The following is a 17763-nucleotide window of genomic DNA, read 5'->3' on the forward strand; positions in this document are numbered from 1 at the left end:
GGACCAGCCCCGGACCGCCCCGCCCGGTACGGGCCGAACGGCGCTGCACCAGCCGACCGGCCGGTACCCGTTCGGTTCAAGTTCGGTCTCGATCACTGGGGGGATGGTGTGCCATGGCGCCCGACCCGACCCGGCCCGAGTCCGCGGCGTCACCCTCGGACCCCCGCCCCGACGGCCAGTGGGTGCGCACCAGCGAGCTGCGCCCCCTGCTGGCCGCCATGAACGCCCTACGGGACGGTGACTTCACCGCCCGGGCCGAGCACGCCCAGGGCGATCCGCCGGCCGACGGCGTGCTGGCCGACATGACGGACGTCTTCGCCCAGATCGTCGCGCGCAACGCCCACCTGGCCACCGAGCTGGCGCGCCTGCGCCACGAGGTCATCCGCGAGGGCCGGCTGGACGAACGGCTCAGCGCCAGCCCCGGCCAGGGCGGCTGGTCGACCAACGTGGAGGCCGCCAACTCGGTACTCGAAGCGCTGGTCACCCCCGTCGCCAAGGCCACCCGGGTGCTGGACTCGATCGCCGACGGCGACCTGACCCGCCACGTCGACCTGCACGACGGCAGCCGCCAGCTCCGCGGCGACCTGCGCCGCCTGGGCAGCTGCGTCAACCGCGTGGTCGACCAGCTCTCGCTGTTCACCGGCGAGGTCACCCGGGTCGCCCGCGAGGTCGGCACCGAGGGCCGGCTCGGCGGCCGGGCCAAGGTGCAGGGCCTGGCCGGCGACTGGCTGCACGTGACCGAGGCGGTCAACACCATGGCGTCCCGGCTGACCGCCCAGGTCCGCGACATCGCGGTGGTGACCACGGCGGTGGCCGGCGGCGACCTGACCCAGCAGGTCACGGTCGAGGCCACCGGCGAGCTGCTGGAGCTGAAGCTGACCGTCAACACCATGGTCGACCAGCTGCGGGCGTTCGCCGACGAGGTCACCCGCGTCGCCCGCGAGGTCGGCACCGAGGGCCAGCTCGGCGGGCGCGCCCAGGTCCGCGGCGTCTCCGGCGTCTGGAAGGACCTCACCGACAACGTCAACCTCATGGCGTCCAACCTGACCTGGCAGGTCCGCAACATCGCCCAGGTCACCACCGCCGTCGCCAACGGCGACCTCAGCCAGAAGATCACCGTGGACGCCCGCGGCGAGATCCTCGAACTGAAGTCGACCATCAACACCATGGTCGACCAGCTCTCCGCCTTCGCCGACGAGGTCACCCGCGTCGCCCGCGAGGTCGGCACCGAGGGCAACCTCGGCGGTCAGGCGCAGGTCCGGGGCGCCTCCGGCGTCTGGAAGGAGCTGACCGACAACGTCAACTTCATGGCCCTGAACCTCACCTCGCAGGTCCGCAACATCGCCCAGGTCACCACCGCCGTCGCCAACGGCGACCTGACCAAGAAGATCGACGTGGACGCCCGCGGCGAGATCCTGGAGCTGAAGGACACCGTGAACACCATGGTGAAGCAGTTGCGGGCGTTCGCCGACGAGGTCACCCGCGTCGCCCGCGAGGTCGGCACCGAGGGCCGGCTCGGCGGCCGCGCCCAGGTGCACGGCGTCTCCGGCGTCTGGAAGAACCTCACCGACAACGTCAACTCCATGGCGGACAACCTGACGTCCCAGGTCCGCAACATCGCCGAGGTCGCGACGTCGGTGGCCCGCGGCGACCTCTCCAAGAAGATCGACGTCGACGCCCGCGGCGAGATCCTCGAACTCAAGACGACCATCAACACCATGGTCGACACCCTCTCCTCGTTCGCCTCCGAGGTCACCCGGGTGGCCCGCGAGGTCGGCAGCGAGGGCCAACTCGGCGGCCAGGCCCGGGTCGAGGGCGTCTACGGCACCTGGAAGCAGCTCACCACCAGCGTCAACGAGCTGGCGCTCAACCTCACCACGCAGGTGCGCGCGATCGCCGCGGTGACCAGCGCGGTCACCCAGGGCGACATGTCCGGCTCGATCACCGTCGACGCCCAGGGCGAGGTCGCCGCCCTGAAGAACAACATCAACCTCATGGTCGCCAACCTCCGCGAGACCACCCGCGCCAAGGACTGGCTGGAGTCCAACCTGACCCGCATCGCCGGCCTGATGCAGGGCCACCGCGACCTGGTCGAGGTCGCCGACCTGATCCTGCGCGAGCTGACCCCGCTGGTGAACGCCCAGTTCGGGGCGTTCTTCCTGGCCGAGGCGGGAGCCGCACCGGGCGAGGGCCTGGAGCTGATCGCCGGCTACGGCACCGGCCGCACCGAAGGCCGCAGCGCCCTGCCCCGGCTGCGGATGGGCAGTCCCGGCTGGGGCCTGATCACCCAGGCCGCGACGGAGAAGAACCGGATCCTCGTCGAGGCCGTCCCCACCGACTACCTCACCATCAGCTCCGGACTCGGCGCCGCCGCCCCCGCCAGCGTCGTCATCCTGCCGATCCTCTTCGAGGACCACGTCCTCGGCGTGATCGAGCTGGCCTCCTTCAGCCGCTTCAGCGACGTCCACCTCGCCTTCATCGACCAGTTCGTCAACACCATCGGCGTCTCCATCAACACCATCATCGCCAACTCCCGTACGGAATCCCTGCTGTCGGAATCCCAGCGGCTGACCGCCGAACTCCGCCAGCGCTCCGACGAACTCCAGCTCACCAACGCCGAGTTGGAGGAGAAGGCCGCACTGCTCGCCACCTCGTCCCAGTACAAGTCCGAGTTCCTGGCGAACATGTCGCACGAGCTGCGCACCCCGCTGAACTCCCTGCTCGTCCTCTCCCGCCTGCTGGCCGACAACCCCGAGAAGCACCTCAGCCCGCAGGAGGTGGAGTTCGCCGTCACCATCCACCGCGCCGGCTCCGACCTGCTGCAACTCATCAACGACATCCTCGACCTGTCGAAGATCGAGGCCGGCCGGATGGACGTCCACCCCAAGGCCCTGCCGCTGAAGAAGCTCCTCGACTACGTACGGGCCACGTTCCGCCCGCTCACCGTCGACCGCGGGCTGAGCTTCGACGTCCGGGTCGGCGACGACGTCCCCGCGGAACTCTTCTCCGACGAACAGCGCCTCCAGCAGATCCTGCGCAACCTGCTGTCCAACGCGGTGAAGTTCACCTCCACCGGCGGCGTGGAACTCCTCGTGGAACGCGTCCCCGGCCCCGCGTGCGGCCAGTTCGACGAGGCGTCCCTGCGCACCGCCGACGCCGTCATCGCCCTGTCCGTCAAGGACACCGGCATCGGCATCCCGCCGGAGAAGCTCGACGGGATCTTCGAGGCGTTCCAGCAGTCCGACGGCACCACCAACCGCAAGTACGGCGGCACCGGCCTCGGCCTGTCCATCAGCCGCGACATGGCCGCCCTGCTCGGCGGTCGGATCAAGGCCGAGAGCCAGGTGGACGTCGGCTCCACCTTCACCCTCTACGTCCCCGCCCACTACACCGGGCCGTCCACGACCCCGGCCTCAGGCGCGGCGCGGGGCACCGGCGGCGGGCCCACCGCCCTCGTTCCCCCGGACGGCGGCGGGCCCACCGTCACCGGCGAGACGCCCGCCCCGGGCGCCGCGCCCCCGGCCCCGACGGGCCCGGCCGCCCACCCGGTCCTGGCCGAACAGCTCACCGCCCCACCGGTCGCCACCGCCGCGTCCCCGGGCGACCTGTTCCCCGCCCGGGAGGGCATCGCGGCGCACGCGGGCCTGCGCCCCGGCGACAGCGGCGACGTGAGCTGGCCGGAGGCGACCCGCCTGAAGGACTGGCTCAGCGGACGCCCCGGGCGGATCCTCGCCGAGCGCCGGATCCTCATCGTCGACGACGACATCCGCAACGTCTTCGCGCTGACCCACGTACTGGGCCGGGTCGGCATCAACGTCAAGTACGCCGAGAACGGCCGCGAGGGACTGGAGGTCCTCGACCGGACCCCGGACGTCTCCCTCGTCCTGATGGACATCATGATGCCGGAGATGGACGGCTACGAAATGATCCGGGCCATCCGCCACACGCCCCGCTTCGCCGACCTCCCGATCGTCGCGCTCACCGCCAAGGCCATGCCCGGCGACCGGGAGAAGGCCATCGAGAGCGGCGCCGACGACTACATCCCCAAACCGGTCGACGTGGACCGCCTGCTCGGGGTCATCTGCCAACTCCTCGACCCGGAGACCAGGAAGGCCGCCGGGTGCCCGGACGTCACCTCCGACGACGCCCCGGACACCACCCCTGACGACAACACGAACGACAGCACGGACGACAGCACGGACGACACCTCCGACGAGGGAACGGCAGGGCCGCAGCCATGACACCCCCACCCGACACCGCGCCCATCCTCATCGTCGACGACATGGAGGAGAACCTGGTCGCCCTCGAAGCGGTCCTCAGCTCCCTGACCCCGAAGGTCGTCCGCGCCCGCTCCGGCGAGGAGGCCCTGAAGGCCATGCTCCGCGAGGAGTTCGCGGTCGTCCTCATCGACGTGCTGATGCCGGGCATGAACGGCTTCGAGACCGCGGCCAACATCAAGGGCCTGGACCAGACGAAGGACGTCCCGATCATCCTGCTGACCGGCGCCTCGGTCGACCCGAACTACGCCTACCGCGGCTACACGGTCGGCGCCGCCGACTTCCTCATCAAGCCCTTCGACCCCTGGCTGCTGCGCACCAAGGTCAACGTCTTCCTCGACCTGTACCGCAAGAACCACCAACTCGCCTCCCAGGCCGACCAGTTGAAACGCCTGCTGACCGGTCCCGGCGAGGCCCCGCCGGCCGCCGAACCCCGCCGACCCGACCTCCGCGAGCCCGCCCCGCACCGGCCGGCACCCCCCGCGTCGGAGCCCGGCGCGCGGGAGCCCGGCGCGGCGCCCACGGCCGGCGACGAGGCCCGCCTGTCGGACATCGCCAGCCGTCTCGTCCAGATCGAACTGCTCCTGCGCGACGCCCGGGACCTCGAAGCCGCCGGGCTCGCCGACCGCATCGTGGCCCTGGAGGAGGCGGTGGAACAGCTGATGGCGGGCCGGGAGGCGTAGGACGCCGGCCGGGGGCGACCGGCGCGGCCGCCCCCGGCCGGCGGCCTCAGCCCTCGACCAGGGTGCGCGCCAGCAGGGGGAGCAGCCGGTCCCAGTGCCGCTTCAGTCCGTCGGCGCTGAAGGCGTCGGTGTCGGCCATGGTGAAGCCGTGGACGGTGTCGGGGTAGATCTCGGAGGTGTGGCGGACCCCCGCGGCGTCCAGGGCCCCGTTGAGCGCGTCGAGGTCCTCGGGCGTCACGTCGGTCGCGGCGTGGCCGAGGTGGACCTCGGCGGTGAGCCGGGACAGCAGGCCGTGCCGGCCGTCGGGCCCGTCGGCCGGCACGGGGCCGTGGAACCCGGCGACGGCGGCCACCCGGCCGGGGTGGGCCGCGGCGGTGCGCAGGGCCAGCAGGCCGCCTATGCAGTAGCCGGTCACCGCGACCGGGCCGGCGCCGACCTCGGGCCGGGCGGCGAGGAAGCCGAGGAAGGCGTCGGCGTCGCTCAGGGTGCGGGCGGCGGTGTGCGCCTGGATCAACGGCATCAGCCGGGCGACGGCCGCGGTCCGGGCCGCTTCCCCGATGTGCGCGGGAAGCTCGACCACCGGGGTCGGCCCGTGCCGGTAGAAGACGTTGGGGACGAGCACGTAGTAGCCGTGCCCGGCCAGTTCGCGGGCCATCTCCCGCAGCACCGGCCGGATGCCGAAGGCGTCCCCGTACATCAGCACCCCCGGGTGCCGGCCGCCGCCGTCGGGGAAGGCGGCGAAGGCGTCGGCCCGGCCGTCCGGGGTGGGAATCTGCAACGTCGTGGTGGGAATGGCGGATGGTCCTTCCTGTGGGTGCGCCCGCTGCCGCTGGTCGCCCAACGCCGCCGGCGCGGACCGAACGTATAGCGTTAGTCCCACTAACGCAATGGCTAGGATGAGCCCCGTGACCAGAGCCGAAGCCGCGGACCTGCCCGACGACAGCACGCCCCGCACGCCCGAGCGGCTGCGCCGCCGGACCAGCCGGCTGCTGTCCCAACTGACCCTGCGGTCGGACCGGCTGATCAACGACGGACTGGCCCGGGCCGACGCCCGCAAGTGGCACTACGCGGTGCTCGCCTCCCTACTGGAGTACGGGCCCGCCAGCCAGGCGGCGCTGAGCCGGCGCACCGGCATCCACCGCCCCGACATGGTCGGCGTGATCAACGAACTGGTCGCCCGCGACCTCGTGGAGCGGACGCCGGACCCCGACGACCAGCGCCGCAACCTCGTCACGCTCTCGCCCCGAGGCCGCCGCCGCCTGCGCCGCCTCGACGCGCTCCTGGACGACCTCCACGACGAACTGCTCGCCCCCCTGGCCCCGGCCGAACGCGACCAACTCGTCGAACTGCTCACCCGCCTGCTGGACCACCACACCCGGACGCCCTGACGGCCCCCGGGCCGAACCGCGCCCCGACTCGCCCTCGACCACCACCCGTTGGCACGGAACGTCGTGAACCCCTCAGCCGTAGGGACGGAGCACACCGGTGTCGAAGACGAACGCGAAGGGCTCGGGGATGTGCACGCCCTCGCCGAAGTCGGCGTCCTCACGAAGCCGGTAGCGACCGTTCTCCACCTCGCTGAACAGCGTCACCACCTTTTGCCGCGCATCGACGACGAGGTAGAGCGGAACGCCCATCAGGGGGTAGTCACGGAGCTTGCCGACCCAGTCGTTCTCCGGGTTCGACGGGGACACGACCTCCACGGCGATCAGCGCCAGCTCAGCGGCGACGCTGCTGTCCGTGGTGGTCATGGCTTCCTCGGGCAGGTACGTCAGGTCCGGGTTGCGGACCTTCGCCGTCTGCGGAGACACCAGGTCTGTGTTTCCGGTGAAGACGTACCCCTCTGGAACGTGTGCGTCGAACTGACCGTGGATCTTGCTCAGGTTCAGCTGATGCATGGCCGAAGGAGATGCCTGCATCACGATGGTGTCACCGGACAGTTCGACTTTGAAGCCCCCAGGCAGAGCGCGGCGGGCCTGTTCGAGCAGCTCGAAGTGCTGTCGATTCATCATGTGCTCCACGGAGAGGAAGAGAGGCACCCGGGTCCAGCGTACGTGACCGGCCGGACCGGCCACCGGGCCCGACGCGCACGCCTCGCTCCCGAAGCCGTCCGCCTCCGCGGCTCCCCGCCCGCACGGTCCCACGGCCGCCGCCTACGCGTCCCCCCGGGCCCCCGGGCCCGCTCCGTCGCGTGCGCCGGCCGTCAGGCGGCGATCCGGCTCAGGCCCAGGCCCGCCAGCTCCGGGTCCTCCCTGAGCTTGGCCAGGGCGCGCGAGACGGCGCTCTTGACCGTGCCGATCGAGACCTCCATGACCTCGGCGGTCTGGGCCTCGCTGAGGTCCTCGTAGTACCTGAGGACGACCATCGCGCGCTGCCGCGCCGGCAGCCGCATGATCGCGCGCCACATCGCGTCGCGCAGTCCCTGGAGTTCGGCCGGGTCCGGCGCGGGCACCGGGTCCGGCTCGGGCAGCTCGTCGCAGGCGAACTCCTCGACCTTGCGCTTGCGCCACTCGGAGGTGCGGGTGTTGATCAGCGCGCGCCGCACGTAGCCGTCGAGCGCACGGTGGTCCTCGATCCGTTCCCAGGCCACGTACGTCTTGGTCAGCGCGGTCTGCAGGAGGTCCTCGGCGTCGTTCGGGTTCGAGGACAGGGACCGCGCGGCGCGCAGCAGGACCGGCCCCCGGGCCCGTACGTAGGACGCGAACGACGGGAACGTCGCGGGCGTCGAGGCGCTTGTGCACACTGACGTGGTCATGTGTTCCACGCTAGAAGCGGGGGTGGGGCGCGGGCGTCGGCCCAAGGTGCCGAAGCCGCGTCCCCCTCAAGTTGTAGGGGTGGGGTCCGCCGGACCTCCTCAGGGGGGACCGCGCCGGGCGCTCCCCTAGGGGCGGGCCGGGCGCGGTGACGCCCACCGGGCTACCCCGCCCGCCCCAGCACCAACCCCGACGTCGGCACTCCGGTGCCGGCCGTGACCAGGACGTGGGCGGGCGTGCCGGCCTGGTTGACGCTGCTGCCGCGGAGCTGGCGCACGGCCTCGGCGATGCCGTTCATGCCGTGCAGGTACGCCTCGCCGAGCTGGCCGCCGTGGGTGTTCAGGGGCAGCGCGTCGGCGGCGACGAAGTCGGCGGCCTCGCCGCGTCCGCAGAAGCCGAACTCCTCCAGCTGCATGAGGACGAAGGGCGTGAAGTGGTCGTAGAGGATGGCGACGTCGATGTCGGCCGGGGCGAGGCCGGAGGTGCGCCACAACTGGCGGGCGACCACGTCCATCTCGGGCAGTCCGGTGAGGTCGTCGCGGTAGAAGCTGGTCATCTGCTCCTGGGCGCGGCCGGCGCCCTGGGCGGCGGCGGTGATCAGCGCGGGTGGGTGCGGCAGGTCGCGGGCCCGCTCGACGGAGGTGACCACCAGTGCCTGGGCGCCGTCGGTCTCCTGGCAGCAGTCCAGCAGCCGCAGCGGTTCGACGATCCAGCGGGACGCGGCGTGGTCGGCCAGCGTGATCGGCTTGCCGTGGAAGTACGCGGCCGGGTTGCGGGCGGCGTGCCGGCGGTCGGTGACCGCGACGTGGCCGAAGGCGTCCGGGGTCAGTCCGTAGGCGTGCAGGTAGCGCTGGGCGGCCATGGCGACCCAGGAGGCCGGGGTGAGCAGGCCGAAGGGGAGGTTCCAGCCGAGCGCGGTGCCCTCGGCGGACGGTTCGCGCTGCTGCACGCCGGCGCCGAAGCGGCGGCCGGAGCGTTCGTTGAAGGCGCGGTAGCAGACCACGACGTCGGCGAGCCCGGTGGCGACCGCCAGGGCCGCCTGCTGGACGGTGGCGCAGGCCGCGCCGCCGCCGTAGTGGACTCGGGAGAAGAAGGTCAGCTCGCCGATGCCGGCCGCCTGGGCGACGGTGATCTCCGGGTTGGTGTCCATGGTGAACGTGACCAGGCCGTCCACGTCGTCCGGGGTGAGTCCGGCGTCGGCGAGGGCGGCGTGGACGGCCTCGACGGCGAGCTTGAGTTCGCTGCGGCCGGAGTCCTTGGAGAACTCGGTGGCGCCGATGCCGGCGATCGCGGCCCGGCCGCCGAGGGCGTCGGGGCGGTGGCGGGTCATCGGGCGGCCGTCCCCAGCTGGACGGTGGCGGTCCCGGTGACGTGGTGGCCGAGGCCGTTGGCCCCCACGACCCGCACCTCGACCACGTCCCCGTCGACGGCCGTGACCGTCCCGCTCAACACCATCGTGTCTCCTGGGTAGTTGGGGGCGCCGAGCCGGATGGCGAGCCGGCGCAGGACGCATCGGGGGCCGAAGCGGTCGGTGAGGTAGCGGCCGACGAGGCCGTTGGTGGTGAGGATGTTCATGAAGATGTCCGGGGAGCCCTTCTCCCGCGCCGCCTCGGCGTCGTGGTGCACGTCCTGGTAGTCGCGCGAGGCCAGCGCCCCGGCGACGATCAGGGTGCGGGTGACGGGGAGGGTGAGGGGCGCGAGTTCCTGGCCCGGGTGGGGCGCGGTGGTCCCGTCCGCGTCCCGGGCGGCGTCGGTGGTCATGCCTGCGACTCCTTCGTCAGCAACGCGCCCAGCTCTTCGAGGAGTGCGGCGCCGGCGCCCAGGTAGGCGTCGAGCTGCCGGCCCCAGAGGAAGTGCCGGTGCACCGGGTGGTCGAGGTCGGCGCCGATGCCGCCGTGCAGGTGCTGGCCGGTGTGCACCACCCGCTTGCCGGCCTCGGAGGCCCACCAGGCAGCCGTCAGCGCGTGCGTCGTGTGCTCCAGGCCGGCGTCCCGGCGCCAGGCCGCCTCGTAGGCGGTGACCCGGATCGCCTCGGTGTCCATGTACGCCTCGGCGGCCCGCAGTTGGACCGCCTGGTGGGTGGCGAGCGGGCGGCCGAACTGCTCCCGGACGGTGGTGTGCGCGACCGCCCGGGCCAGCGCGCCCGCGCACACGCCCGCCTGGAGACCGGCGAAGGCCGTCCGGGCGACGGCGAGCACGTCGTCGTGGGCGCGGCCGGGCGGGTGCGGGTCGCCGAGCGGTTCGGCGGCCGCTCCCTCCAGCGTCAGCCGGCCCGCGGACCAGGGCGCGGTCGTCGCCACCGGTGCGACGCCGACCCCGGGTTCGTCGGTCCGCACGAGCCACAGCCGACGCTGCGCGTCCGGCACCAGCAGCACGGTGGCCTCGCACAGCCAGGGGACGACGGGCACCGTGCCGATGAGTCGGGCCCGTCCGGAGCCGGCCGCACCGTCGACGGTGACCGGCCGCGCCCCGCCCCGTGCGAACGCCCCGGTCGCCACCTCCGTGCCGTCCGTCAGCCCCGGCAGCAACCGGGCCCGCTGCGCGTCGCTGCCGTGCGCGCCGACGCCCAGCAGCCCGTACGCGCAACTGGCCGCGAACGGCACCTGGGCGGTCGTGCGGCCCTGCTCCTCCAGCATCAGCACCAGGCCCAGCAGCCCGGTCTCCGCCACCGCGCCCGGTAGCCCGGCGGCGCACAGCGCCTTCCACAGGTCGGCGTCGGTGGCCGCGCCCAGGGCGGCCAGCCGCTCGGGGGTGGACAGGTCGCCGAAGATCTCCGCCGCCAGGTCGCCCGCGGCGCGCTGCTCCTCGGTGGGCGTGAAGTCCACGTCAGCCCTCCCCGCCCGCGCCCGCCGCCGGGTCCGCCCCCGCGACGGGATCGTCCCCGGCCCGGAAGACGGGGAGCACCAACTCCTCGTCCGCCCGCAGGAACTCCAGCCGCACCGGCATCCCGATCCGCACCCGGTCGTACGGCACTCCGACCACGTTGCTGACCATCCGCACCCCCTCCGCCAGCTCGATCAGCCCCACCGCGTACGGCCCCGCCGCGCCGGTGGCCCCCTCGGGCGCGCTGAAGGCCGGGAACGGCGGATGGTGCATCACCACGTACGAGAAGACCGTTCCCGCGCCGCTCGCCTCGACCGTGTCCCACTCGGCCGCGCCGCAGCCGTTGCAGCCGGGCAGCCAGGGCAGGCGCAGCCGGCCGCAGCCGCCGCAGCGCTGGATCAGCAGTTTGTGCGCGGCCACGCCGTCCCAGAACCCGGCGTTGTCCCGGTTGACGACCGGCCGGGGCCGCTTCGCCCGGGACGGGCCGCCGGCGTCCCGCTCCGTGGGGCCGCGGCGGGCCGCCGGCGCGTACTTCAGGATCCGGAAGCGGTGCGTGCCGGCCAGTTCCCCGTTCGCCCGGACGTCCGTCCGCGTGGTGACGAAGTGCCCGGTGCCCAGCTTGGTCGTCTTGCGCGCGGACACCGACTCGATCACCGAGTCGTAGCTGATCGCGTCGCCGGGGCGCAGCGGCCGCAGGTACTCCTGCTCGCAGTCGGTGGCGACGACCGCGGTGTAGCCCGCGCCGTCGAGCAGCGCGAACAGCGCGTCGTGGGCGCCGGCGGCGCGGCCCTGGTGGCCGGCGAGCCCGCCCATCGTCCACGCCTGGAGCATGGTCGGCGGGGCCGTGGCGTCCGGCCCCCGGTAGGCGGGGTGGGTGTCGCCCATCGCCTCGCACCAGTGCCGGATCATCGGCTCGTTGACCGGGTCCCTGCCCGTGCCCCCGGTCGTCGCCGGCCGCCCCTCGAACGCCTTGAGCGCCCGCTCGTACGCGGCGTCCGCCGGCGCCGCCGTCCGTTCCGAAGCCGCCTTCTCCCCGCTCACCGTCGCCGCCCCCTCCGCATGCCCAGTCGCATCGTGGCCACGATCTCCCTCTGCACCTCGCCGACCCCGCCCCCGAAGGTGTTGATCTGCGCGGCGCGGTTCATCCGCTCCAACTCGCCGTCCGCGTGGGCGCCCGGCGAGCCGGCCCGCACGAGCGCGGTGTCGCCGACCACCTCCTGGCACATCCGGTAGACCTCGACCGTGCTCTCCGTCCCGGCGAACTTGACCCCGCTGGCGTCACCGGGGCTGAGCGTCCCGGCGCCCACGTCGCCGACCAGCCGCCAGTTGAGCAGCCGGGTGGCGGCCAGCCGGGCGTGCGCCTCGGCGAGCCGGGAGCGCACCCAGGGCAGGTCGGCGGGGCGCGCCCCGGTCTCCGCGTCCGGTGTGCGGGCGTGGGCCAGCGCCGCGTCGTAGGCGTCCTCGGCCTGCATGCCGATGGCGGCCAACGCGACGCGTTCGTGGTTGAGTTGGTTGGTGATCAGCCCCCAGCCGGCGTTCTCCGCGCCGACGAGGTTCCCGTACGGCACGCGCACCCCGTCGTAGTAGGTGGCGGTGGTCATCAGCCCGCCGACGGTCTCGATGGGGGTCCAGGAGAAGCCGGGCGCGTCGGTCGGCACGAGGACGATCGAGATGCCGCGGTGCGGGGGCGCGTCCGGGTCGGTGCGGCAGGCGAGCCAGATCCAGTCCGCCTGGTGGGCGTTGCTGGTGAAGCTCTTGCTGCCGTCGATCAGCCAGTCGGGCCCTTCCGGACCGCCCGGCGGCCCGCCCTCCCCTGCTTCCCCGGCCTCCCCGGCCTTCACCGCGCGGGTCCGCAGCGACGCCAGGTCCGTACCGGCCTCCGGCTCGGTGTAGCCGATCGCGAAGACCAGCTCGCCCTTGAGGATGCGCGGCAGGAAGAAGTCCTTCTGGGCTTGTGTCCCGTACTTCATCAACGTCGGGCCGACGGTGTTCAGGGTGACCATCGAGACCGGGGCGCCCGCGCGGTACGCCTCGTCGAAGAAGACGAACTGCTCGTCGGGGCCGCGCCCCTGACCGCCGTACGCGGTCGGCCAGCCCAGGCCCAACAGGCCGTCGGTGCCGATCCGGCGGAGCACCGTGCGCTGTTGCGCCGGGTCCGCGACCGGGCCGTTGGGCAGCAGGTCGCGGAAGTAGGCGCGCAGTTCGGCGCGGAGTCGTTGCTGACGCGGGGTGGGGGCGAGGTGCACGTCGGCGGGCCTTCCTTCGGGTGATGGCCGTGCGAACGAGCGAAACGGGTTTCTGACTGTCCGTCAGAAACCCGTTCGCTGTCAAGGTCCGCGCGGTGAACCCCAGAGCGGCCCACTGGCCCGCCGCGCGACGCCTCGCATCACCCACCGATCAACCGCCCCACGCGGATGGGGCGGACCGCCTCACCAGATCTGGTTGAAGTCGACGTTGGCGTTGTCCTGGTCGATCACCGTGAAGCCGTGACCGTTGACGCTGGCGGTGTTGTTCTGGTTCGACGCGCCGGGACCGTTGGCCACCTGCTGGCCGGTCGTGGAGTTGCCGTGGTTGTCGCCGGCGACGCCGGTCCCCGTCTGGCTGGTGGCGGCCGAGCTCGACCCGTTGTTCGCGAAGCCGCCGTTGTCGGCCTGTGCGACGCCGGCGCAGAGCGCGGCGGCGAAGGGCAGCGCGAGGGCGACAGCGATGACACGGGCGGTACGGGTGCTTGCCATGTCTCTTCCTCCTACGGAAGGCAAACTTCTAGCTTCTGACCTGAGGGTTCCGATAAGGGACCCGGCCTGCGAGACCCTCCCCCGGGCGGGGTCCCGACCTCCCGGCCCCCACTGCGGACGACCGGTCCCGACCGGTCCGTAAAGCGCTAACTCCATGAACTCACCGGGTAGTTGGCCAACCACCGCGGCTCCTGCCTCGACGTCGCGACCTCAGGATTGCCCACCCGACCCCCACCGAACCCGCCACCAACGGCCGATTCCCCCGCAAGCATGAGGAACCCCGGGTAAACCCCGACGCCCCCACTCACACCCCCGCGCCACCGCCGCCCGCCACAGTGATCCACTACAGGCCGGTCGCCCCTAGGGGCACGCCCTCCGGCGCCCGCCCCGGCCGACCCGGCGCGCACGTGATCTTCGCCGCACACCCACCCCACCCCCCTTCCTTTCTTCGAACATTCGTACGAAAATGAAGCCATGGCCACGCCCCGACGCCATACCGCACCGAGCACCGCGCACCAGGCGGCGGACGCGCTCCCCCCGGAGGCCCCCGCCGCCCTCCGACCCGCCCCGCACCCGCCCCCGCGGACGCCACCGCCCGCCACCCCGGCGGACGCCCACCACACCGCCCTCGCACACGCCCTGCGCGCCGCCGAGCGCGGCCACCCCGTCATCCCGCTGACCCGCGGCAAACTCCCCGCGCTGCGGTCCCCGCACCACGATCACGGCACCGCCGCCGACCCCGCCGCCCCGCCCTGCCACGGCGCCTGCGGCCGCCTCGGCCACGGCGTCCACGACGCCGCCACCGATCCGCTCGCGATCCGCCGGATGTTCGCCGCCGCCCCGTGGGCCACCGGCTACGGCATCGCCTGCGGCCGGCCCCCGCACCACCTCGTCGGCCTCGACCTCGACACCAAGAACGGCGCCGACGGCCCCACCGCCCTCCGCCTCATCGCCGAGGCGCACGGCTTCCACCTCCCGGCGACGGTCACCGTCCTGACCCCCAGCGGCGGCCGGCACCTCTGGTTCACCGGCCCACCCGCCCCACCGGTGGCCAACTCCGTCGGCCGGCTCGCCCCGGGCATCGACGTCCGCGGGGCGGGCGGCTACCTCGTCGGCCCCGGCTCCCTCACCACGCACGGCCGGTACGTCCTCGCGCCGGACGCCCCCGGCCGCCCCGCGCCGGCCCCACCCGGCCTGCTGGCGCTCCTGCACCCCCCGCTCGGCACACCGACCGGCCGCCCGCACACGCCCGTGCGCACCCGGTCCCAGCCGCCCGCCGGCGCCCTCCTGCGCTTCGTCCGCGCCTCTCCCCGGGGCCAGCGCAACGCCCGCCTCTTCTGGGCCGCCTGCCGCGCCTACGAGTCGGGGCTCGGACCGGAACTCGCCGAGCGCCTGGTGGCCGCAGCCCGCCACACCGGCCTCGCGGACACCGAGGCCCGCACCACCGTCGCCTCGGCGGCCCGCCGCTGACCGGCCCCCGTCACGCGCCGCCCGGGGCCGCCCGCCCGCCTACGCCGCCGGCTTGCGCGCCTCGATCAGGAACCGCGTCGTGTGCGCCACGAACGCCCCCTCCCGACGGATCAACCCGTCCAACTCCCGCAGCTTTTCCTCGTATTGCTCGACGGTGAATCCCGGCACCATCCACACCACCTTCCGCAGGAAGTAGACGACGGCCCCGATGTCGAAGAATTCGGTCCGCAGCGTTTCGTGCCGCAGATCGACGACGTCCAATCCCGCCGCTTCCGCCGCCCGCCGCGCGTCCTCGGGGTGCCGGGCGCGCCGCACCTCCGCCGGCTGCGGCCCCAAGAAATACTCCACCACTTCGAACACACTGGCCGGACCGACCTGTTGGGAGAAATACGTACCGCCCGGCCGCAACACCCGGGCGATTTCCTCCCACCACACCGTCACCGGATGCCGGCTGGTCACCAGGTCGAACGCCGCGTCCCCGAACGGCAACGGCGGCTCGTCCTCGTCGACCACCACCACCGCGCCCAGCGGGTGCAGCCGCGCGGTGGCCTCGGCGACGTTCGGCGGCCAGGCTTCCGTGGCCACCATGACCGGCGGGAACGTCCCCGCGCCGGCCAGCACCTCACCGCCCCCGGTCTGCACGTCCAGCGCCGCCGACGCCCCCGCCAGCCGCTCGGCCAGCAACCGCTGATAGCCCCAGGAAGGCCGTTGCTCGGTGGCCCGCCCGTCCAGCCAGGAAAAGTCCCAGCCCGCCACCGACACCTCGGCGGCCTCCGCCACCCATTCCTCAAAAGAACGCTCCATGCCCCCACCCTCACCGCCCTTGGCCACCCCCGCCAGCTATTTCCCCCCGCCGACCCCCACCCGGCCCCGCATTCCCCGCCCCTTTACCGCCGCCCCGGCCTTCTCCCCTTTGCCGCCGGGTTTGCCGCCGGGTTTGCCGCCGGGCCGCCCCAAGAACACCCCGCACAGCACCAACACCAATCCGCACGCTTCCCGCCCGCCGAGCGCCTCCCCGGAAAGCGCCGTCCCCAACAACACCCCGGTCACCGGATTGAGCAGTCCGATCAACCCCACCGTCGCGGCCGGCAGCCGCCGCAACCCGGCGAACCAGGCGGCGAACGCCACCGCCGTCGCCACCACCGTCACGTAGCCGAAACCCAGCACCGCCCGCCCGTCGAGGACCGGCGGCGCGCCCTCCACCACCACCGCGAACGGCAGCAACAACAGCCCGCCCGCCACCAACTGCCAGGCCGTGGACGCCAGTACGTCCACCTCGGCGCCGTCGCCCCCCGCGCTCCACCGCTTGGCCAGCACGTAGCCCAGCGACGACATCGCCATGGCCCCGACCGACGCCAGCACCCCCACCGGATCCACCGCCGTCGTCGCCGTCAGCAGCATCAGTCCGACCCCGCCGGCCCCCACCGCCGCCCCGACCAGATGCCCGGCCCGCGGCCGCTCGCCCAGCAGCCCCCACGCGATCAACGCCATGGCCAGCGGCGACAGCGCCATCACCACCGAGGCCAGACTCGTCGGCAACCGCTGCGCCGCCACGTAGACCAGCGCGAAGAACCCGCCCATGTTGAGCACGCCGAGCACCAGCGACCGCCACCACCACGCCCCGCGCGGCAGCCGCCGCCCCACCACCAGCAGCAGCAGACCGGCGGGCAGCGCCCGGATCGCCGCCCCGTACAGCGGATGGCCGTCGGGCAGGAACTCGTGCGTCACGTAGTAGTTGGCTCCCCAGGCCACCGGCGCAACGGCCGTGACCACACCCCACCGCAAATTACCTTCCATGGAAGCCAAAGTACCTTCCCAGGAAGTTATACGCTCCCCCCATGCCCGAAATCCCGCCAACCGCCCCCGACCACATCTCCCGCATCCAGGCCGAATGGGCCCGCGAACGCCCCGACCTCGACGTCCGCCCGCAAGGCGTCATCGGCCGCCTGCACCGCCTCGGCACACTCCTCACCGACCGGCTCTGCCTCGTCTACCGCCGATACGGGCTCAGCGAGGGCGAGTTCGACGTCCTGGCCGCCCTGCGCCGCGCCGGGGCACCCTACGAGCGGGCCCCCGGCGAGCTGGCCGCACACACGATGGTCACCACCGGCGCGATGACCAAGCGGATCGACCGCCTCGAACGCGACGGCCTGGTCACCCGCCGCCGCTCCACCGCCGACGGCCGCGGCCGCGTGGTCGCCCTGACCGACGCCGGCCGCGACCTCTTCGACCGGGCCTTCACCGACCACATGCACAACGAGCGCACCCTCCTCGACGCCCTCACCCCCGAAGAGGCCGCCCACCTGGAAGCCCTCCTCACCACCTGGCTGAGCCGCGTCGAGCCCCCGCGCCGGTAAGCCGCGCCCACCACCCGCCAACCAGGTGAATCCCCCCACGGCACCCGCGCCACCTCCGCAGAATCGAACGGGTGAGCGGTATCCTTGCCCCGTGGCTGACAAGCAGAAGACCTACGACTTCCCCCAGGACCTCCGGGAAGCACAGCTGGAGCTGCATCAGGTCCAGTCCGCCCTCGCGGATCTCTACAAGCGCCTGCCGTGGTCGGTCGACCCCCTCCCCGGCTGGACGCACACCAAGGAGAACGGCCACTTCCACGAGACCGCCCGCCAGGACTCACCGGGCTGGTCCGACGACGAGCAGGCCCAGGTCGCCGAGTTGCGCGCCCGCCAACTCGCCCTCGCCGAAAGCGTCGTCACCCACGCCTTCTGGTCCACCTGCGACGACACCCCCGCCGCCCGCTCCGCCCTCAAACACCTCCACACCCAGGAGGAAGACGCCGAAGAACGCCGGGCCCTCGGCGAATAGCCCCACCCGCCACCCCGGGAACGCCGAAGACCCCCGACCACTCTTCCCAGGTCAGGGGCCTTCTTCCGCGCGGAGGCTGTGGGATTTGAACCCACGGTGGCGTTGCCGCCACGACAGTTTTCAAGACTGTTCCCTTAGGCCGCTCGGGCAAGCCTCCCCGCGGCACCGCGCGTGCGGTGTCGCGGGGATCAGACTAGCG

Annotated in this window: 17 protein-coding genes and 1 tRNA gene; 6 read left to right on the top strand and 12 right to left on the bottom strand. The window is 73.1% G+C overall.

All coding sequences use genetic code 11. From position 1 onward, the window contains the following. Positions 1 to 113 precede the first annotated feature (113 nt). Together ACJ6WD_RS05710 and ACJ6WD_RS05715 are read left to right on the top strand one after the other, a co-directional pair. Positions 114 to 4241 carry a HAMP domain-containing protein gene (locus ACJ6WD_RS05710; RefSeq protein ID WP_407615240.1) on the top strand — a complete coding sequence of 1376 codons (4128 nt, stop codon included), beginning with the start codon at positions 114 to 116 and terminating at the stop codon, positions 4239 to 4241. Beyond that, positions 4238 to 4960, top strand: a complete 723-nt coding sequence (locus tag ACJ6WD_RS05715; RefSeq protein ID WP_331249642.1) for a response regulator — start codon at positions 4238 to 4240, stop codon at positions 4958 to 4960. Before ACJ6WD_RS05710 ends, ACJ6WD_RS05715 begins: the two co-directional genes overlap by 4 nt. A 46-nt stretch (positions 4961 to 5006) precedes the next feature. On the opposite strand, the gene ACJ6WD_RS05720 is transcribed toward ACJ6WD_RS05715, so the two are convergent. Then, entirely contained in the window at positions 5007 to 5753 is a 747-nt protein-coding gene (locus tag ACJ6WD_RS05720) for a dienelactone hydrolase family protein (protein ID WP_331249655.1), read from the bottom strand. Positions 5754 to 5856: 103 nt separating this feature from the next. Here ACJ6WD_RS05720 and ACJ6WD_RS05725 point away from each other — a divergent pair, with 103 nt between their 5' ends. Next, the gene (locus ACJ6WD_RS05725; protein WP_233661462.1) at positions 5857 to 6348 is read left to right on the top strand and encodes a MarR family winged helix-turn-helix transcriptional regulator; all 492 of its coding nucleotides are present in this window, start codon (positions 5857 to 5859) and stop codon (positions 6346 to 6348) included. 72 nt (positions 6349 to 6420) lie between these two features. Here ACJ6WD_RS05725 and ACJ6WD_RS05730 read toward each other — a convergent pair whose 3' ends face one another. The 8 genes from ACJ6WD_RS05730 to ACJ6WD_RS05765 form a co-directional block, all read right to left on the bottom strand. Then, the gene (locus tag ACJ6WD_RS05730; protein ID WP_376437679.1) at positions 6421 to 6969 is read right to left on the bottom strand and encodes a Uma2 family endonuclease; all 549 of its coding nucleotides are present in this window, start codon (positions 6967 to 6969) and stop codon (positions 6421 to 6423) included. A 194-nt stretch (positions 6970 to 7163) separates the two neighbouring features. After that, on the bottom strand, positions 7164 to 7715 hold the full coding sequence (locus ACJ6WD_RS05735) for a SigE family RNA polymerase sigma factor (RefSeq protein WP_016572444.1): 552 nt from the start codon (positions 7713 to 7715) through the stop codon (positions 7164 to 7166). 161 nt (positions 7716 to 7876) lie between these two features. Next, on the bottom strand, positions 7877 to 9043 hold the full coding sequence (locus ACJ6WD_RS05740; protein ID WP_020931178.1) for a lipid-transfer protein: 1167 nt from the start codon (positions 9041 to 9043) through the stop codon (positions 7877 to 7879). Next, positions 9040 to 9474, bottom strand: a complete 435-nt coding sequence (locus ACJ6WD_RS05745) for a MaoC family dehydratase (RefSeq protein ID WP_331249640.1) — start codon at positions 9472 to 9474, stop codon at positions 9040 to 9042. The genes ACJ6WD_RS05740 and ACJ6WD_RS05745 overlap by 4 nt, the downstream gene beginning before the upstream one ends. Continuing rightward, on the bottom strand, positions 9471 to 10538 hold the full coding sequence (locus tag ACJ6WD_RS05750) for an acyl-CoA dehydrogenase family protein (RefSeq protein WP_233661458.1): 1068 nt from the start codon (positions 10536 to 10538) through the stop codon (positions 9471 to 9473). Before ACJ6WD_RS05750 ends, ACJ6WD_RS05745 begins: the two co-directional genes overlap by 4 nt. A 1-nt stretch (position 10539) precedes the next feature. Continuing rightward, positions 10540 to 11577 carry a bifunctional MaoC family dehydratase N-terminal/OB-fold nucleic acid binding domain-containing protein gene (locus ACJ6WD_RS05755; protein WP_407615241.1) on the bottom strand — a complete coding sequence of 346 codons (1038 nt, stop codon included), beginning with the start codon at positions 11575 to 11577 and terminating at the stop codon, positions 10540 to 10542. Next, positions 11574 to 12782 (bottom strand): acyl-CoA dehydrogenase family protein, encoded by a 1209-nt coding sequence (locus tag ACJ6WD_RS05760; RefSeq protein WP_407615242.1) that lies wholly within the window; start codon positions 12780 to 12782, stop codon positions 11574 to 11576. The genes ACJ6WD_RS05755 and ACJ6WD_RS05760 overlap by 4 nt, the downstream gene beginning before the upstream one ends. 183 nt (positions 12783 to 12965) lie before the next feature. Beyond that, the gene (locus tag ACJ6WD_RS05765; RefSeq protein ID WP_016572123.1) at positions 12966 to 13271 is read right to left on the bottom strand and encodes a hypothetical protein; all 306 of its coding nucleotides are present in this window, start codon (positions 13269 to 13271) and stop codon (positions 12966 to 12968) included. Positions 13272 to 13745: 474 nt separating this feature from the next. Here ACJ6WD_RS05765 and ACJ6WD_RS05770 point away from each other — a divergent pair, with 474 nt between their 5' ends. Further along, a complete protein-coding gene (locus ACJ6WD_RS05770; RefSeq protein WP_407615243.1) occupies positions 13746 to 14741 on the top strand; it encodes a bifunctional DNA primase/polymerase in 996 nt (331 codons plus the stop codon). 39 nt (positions 14742 to 14780) lie between these two features. On the opposite strand, the gene ACJ6WD_RS05775 is transcribed toward ACJ6WD_RS05770, so the two are convergent. Both ACJ6WD_RS05775 and ACJ6WD_RS05780 read right to left on the bottom strand, forming a co-directional pair. Further along, complete coding sequence (locus tag ACJ6WD_RS05775; RefSeq protein WP_407615244.1) at positions 14781 to 15545, bottom strand: class I SAM-dependent methyltransferase; 765 nt, start codon at positions 15543 to 15545, stop codon at positions 14781 to 14783. 36 nt (positions 15546 to 15581) lie between these two features. Next, positions 15582 to 16538 carry a DMT family transporter gene (locus tag ACJ6WD_RS05780; RefSeq protein WP_233657360.1) on the bottom strand — a complete coding sequence of 319 codons (957 nt, stop codon included), beginning with the start codon at positions 16536 to 16538 and terminating at the stop codon, positions 15582 to 15584. A gap of 41 nt (positions 16539 to 16579) precedes the next feature. On the opposite strand from ACJ6WD_RS05780, the gene ACJ6WD_RS05785 reads away from it, so the two are divergent. Beyond that, positions 16580 to 17098, top strand: a complete 519-nt coding sequence (locus ACJ6WD_RS05785; protein ID WP_407615245.1) for a MarR family winged helix-turn-helix transcriptional regulator — start codon at positions 16580 to 16582, stop codon at positions 17096 to 17098. A 91-nt stretch (positions 17099 to 17189) separates the two neighbouring features. Further along, complete coding sequence (locus tag ACJ6WD_RS05790) at positions 17190 to 17564, top strand: hypothetical protein (RefSeq protein ID WP_233657358.1); 375 nt, start codon at positions 17190 to 17192, stop codon at positions 17562 to 17564. Positions 17565 to 17634: 70 nt separating this feature from the next. Here ACJ6WD_RS05790 and ACJ6WD_RS05795 read toward each other — a convergent pair. Beyond that, a tRNA-Ser gene (locus ACJ6WD_RS05795) sits at positions 17635 to 17721 on the bottom strand. Positions 17722 to 17763 lie beyond the last annotated feature (42 nt).

The organism is Streptomyces sp. VTCC 41912 (assembly GCF_045799175.1).
GTDB classification, from domain to species: domain Bacteria; phylum Actinomycetota; class Actinomycetes; order Streptomycetales; family Streptomycetaceae; genus Streptomyces; species Streptomyces albulus_C.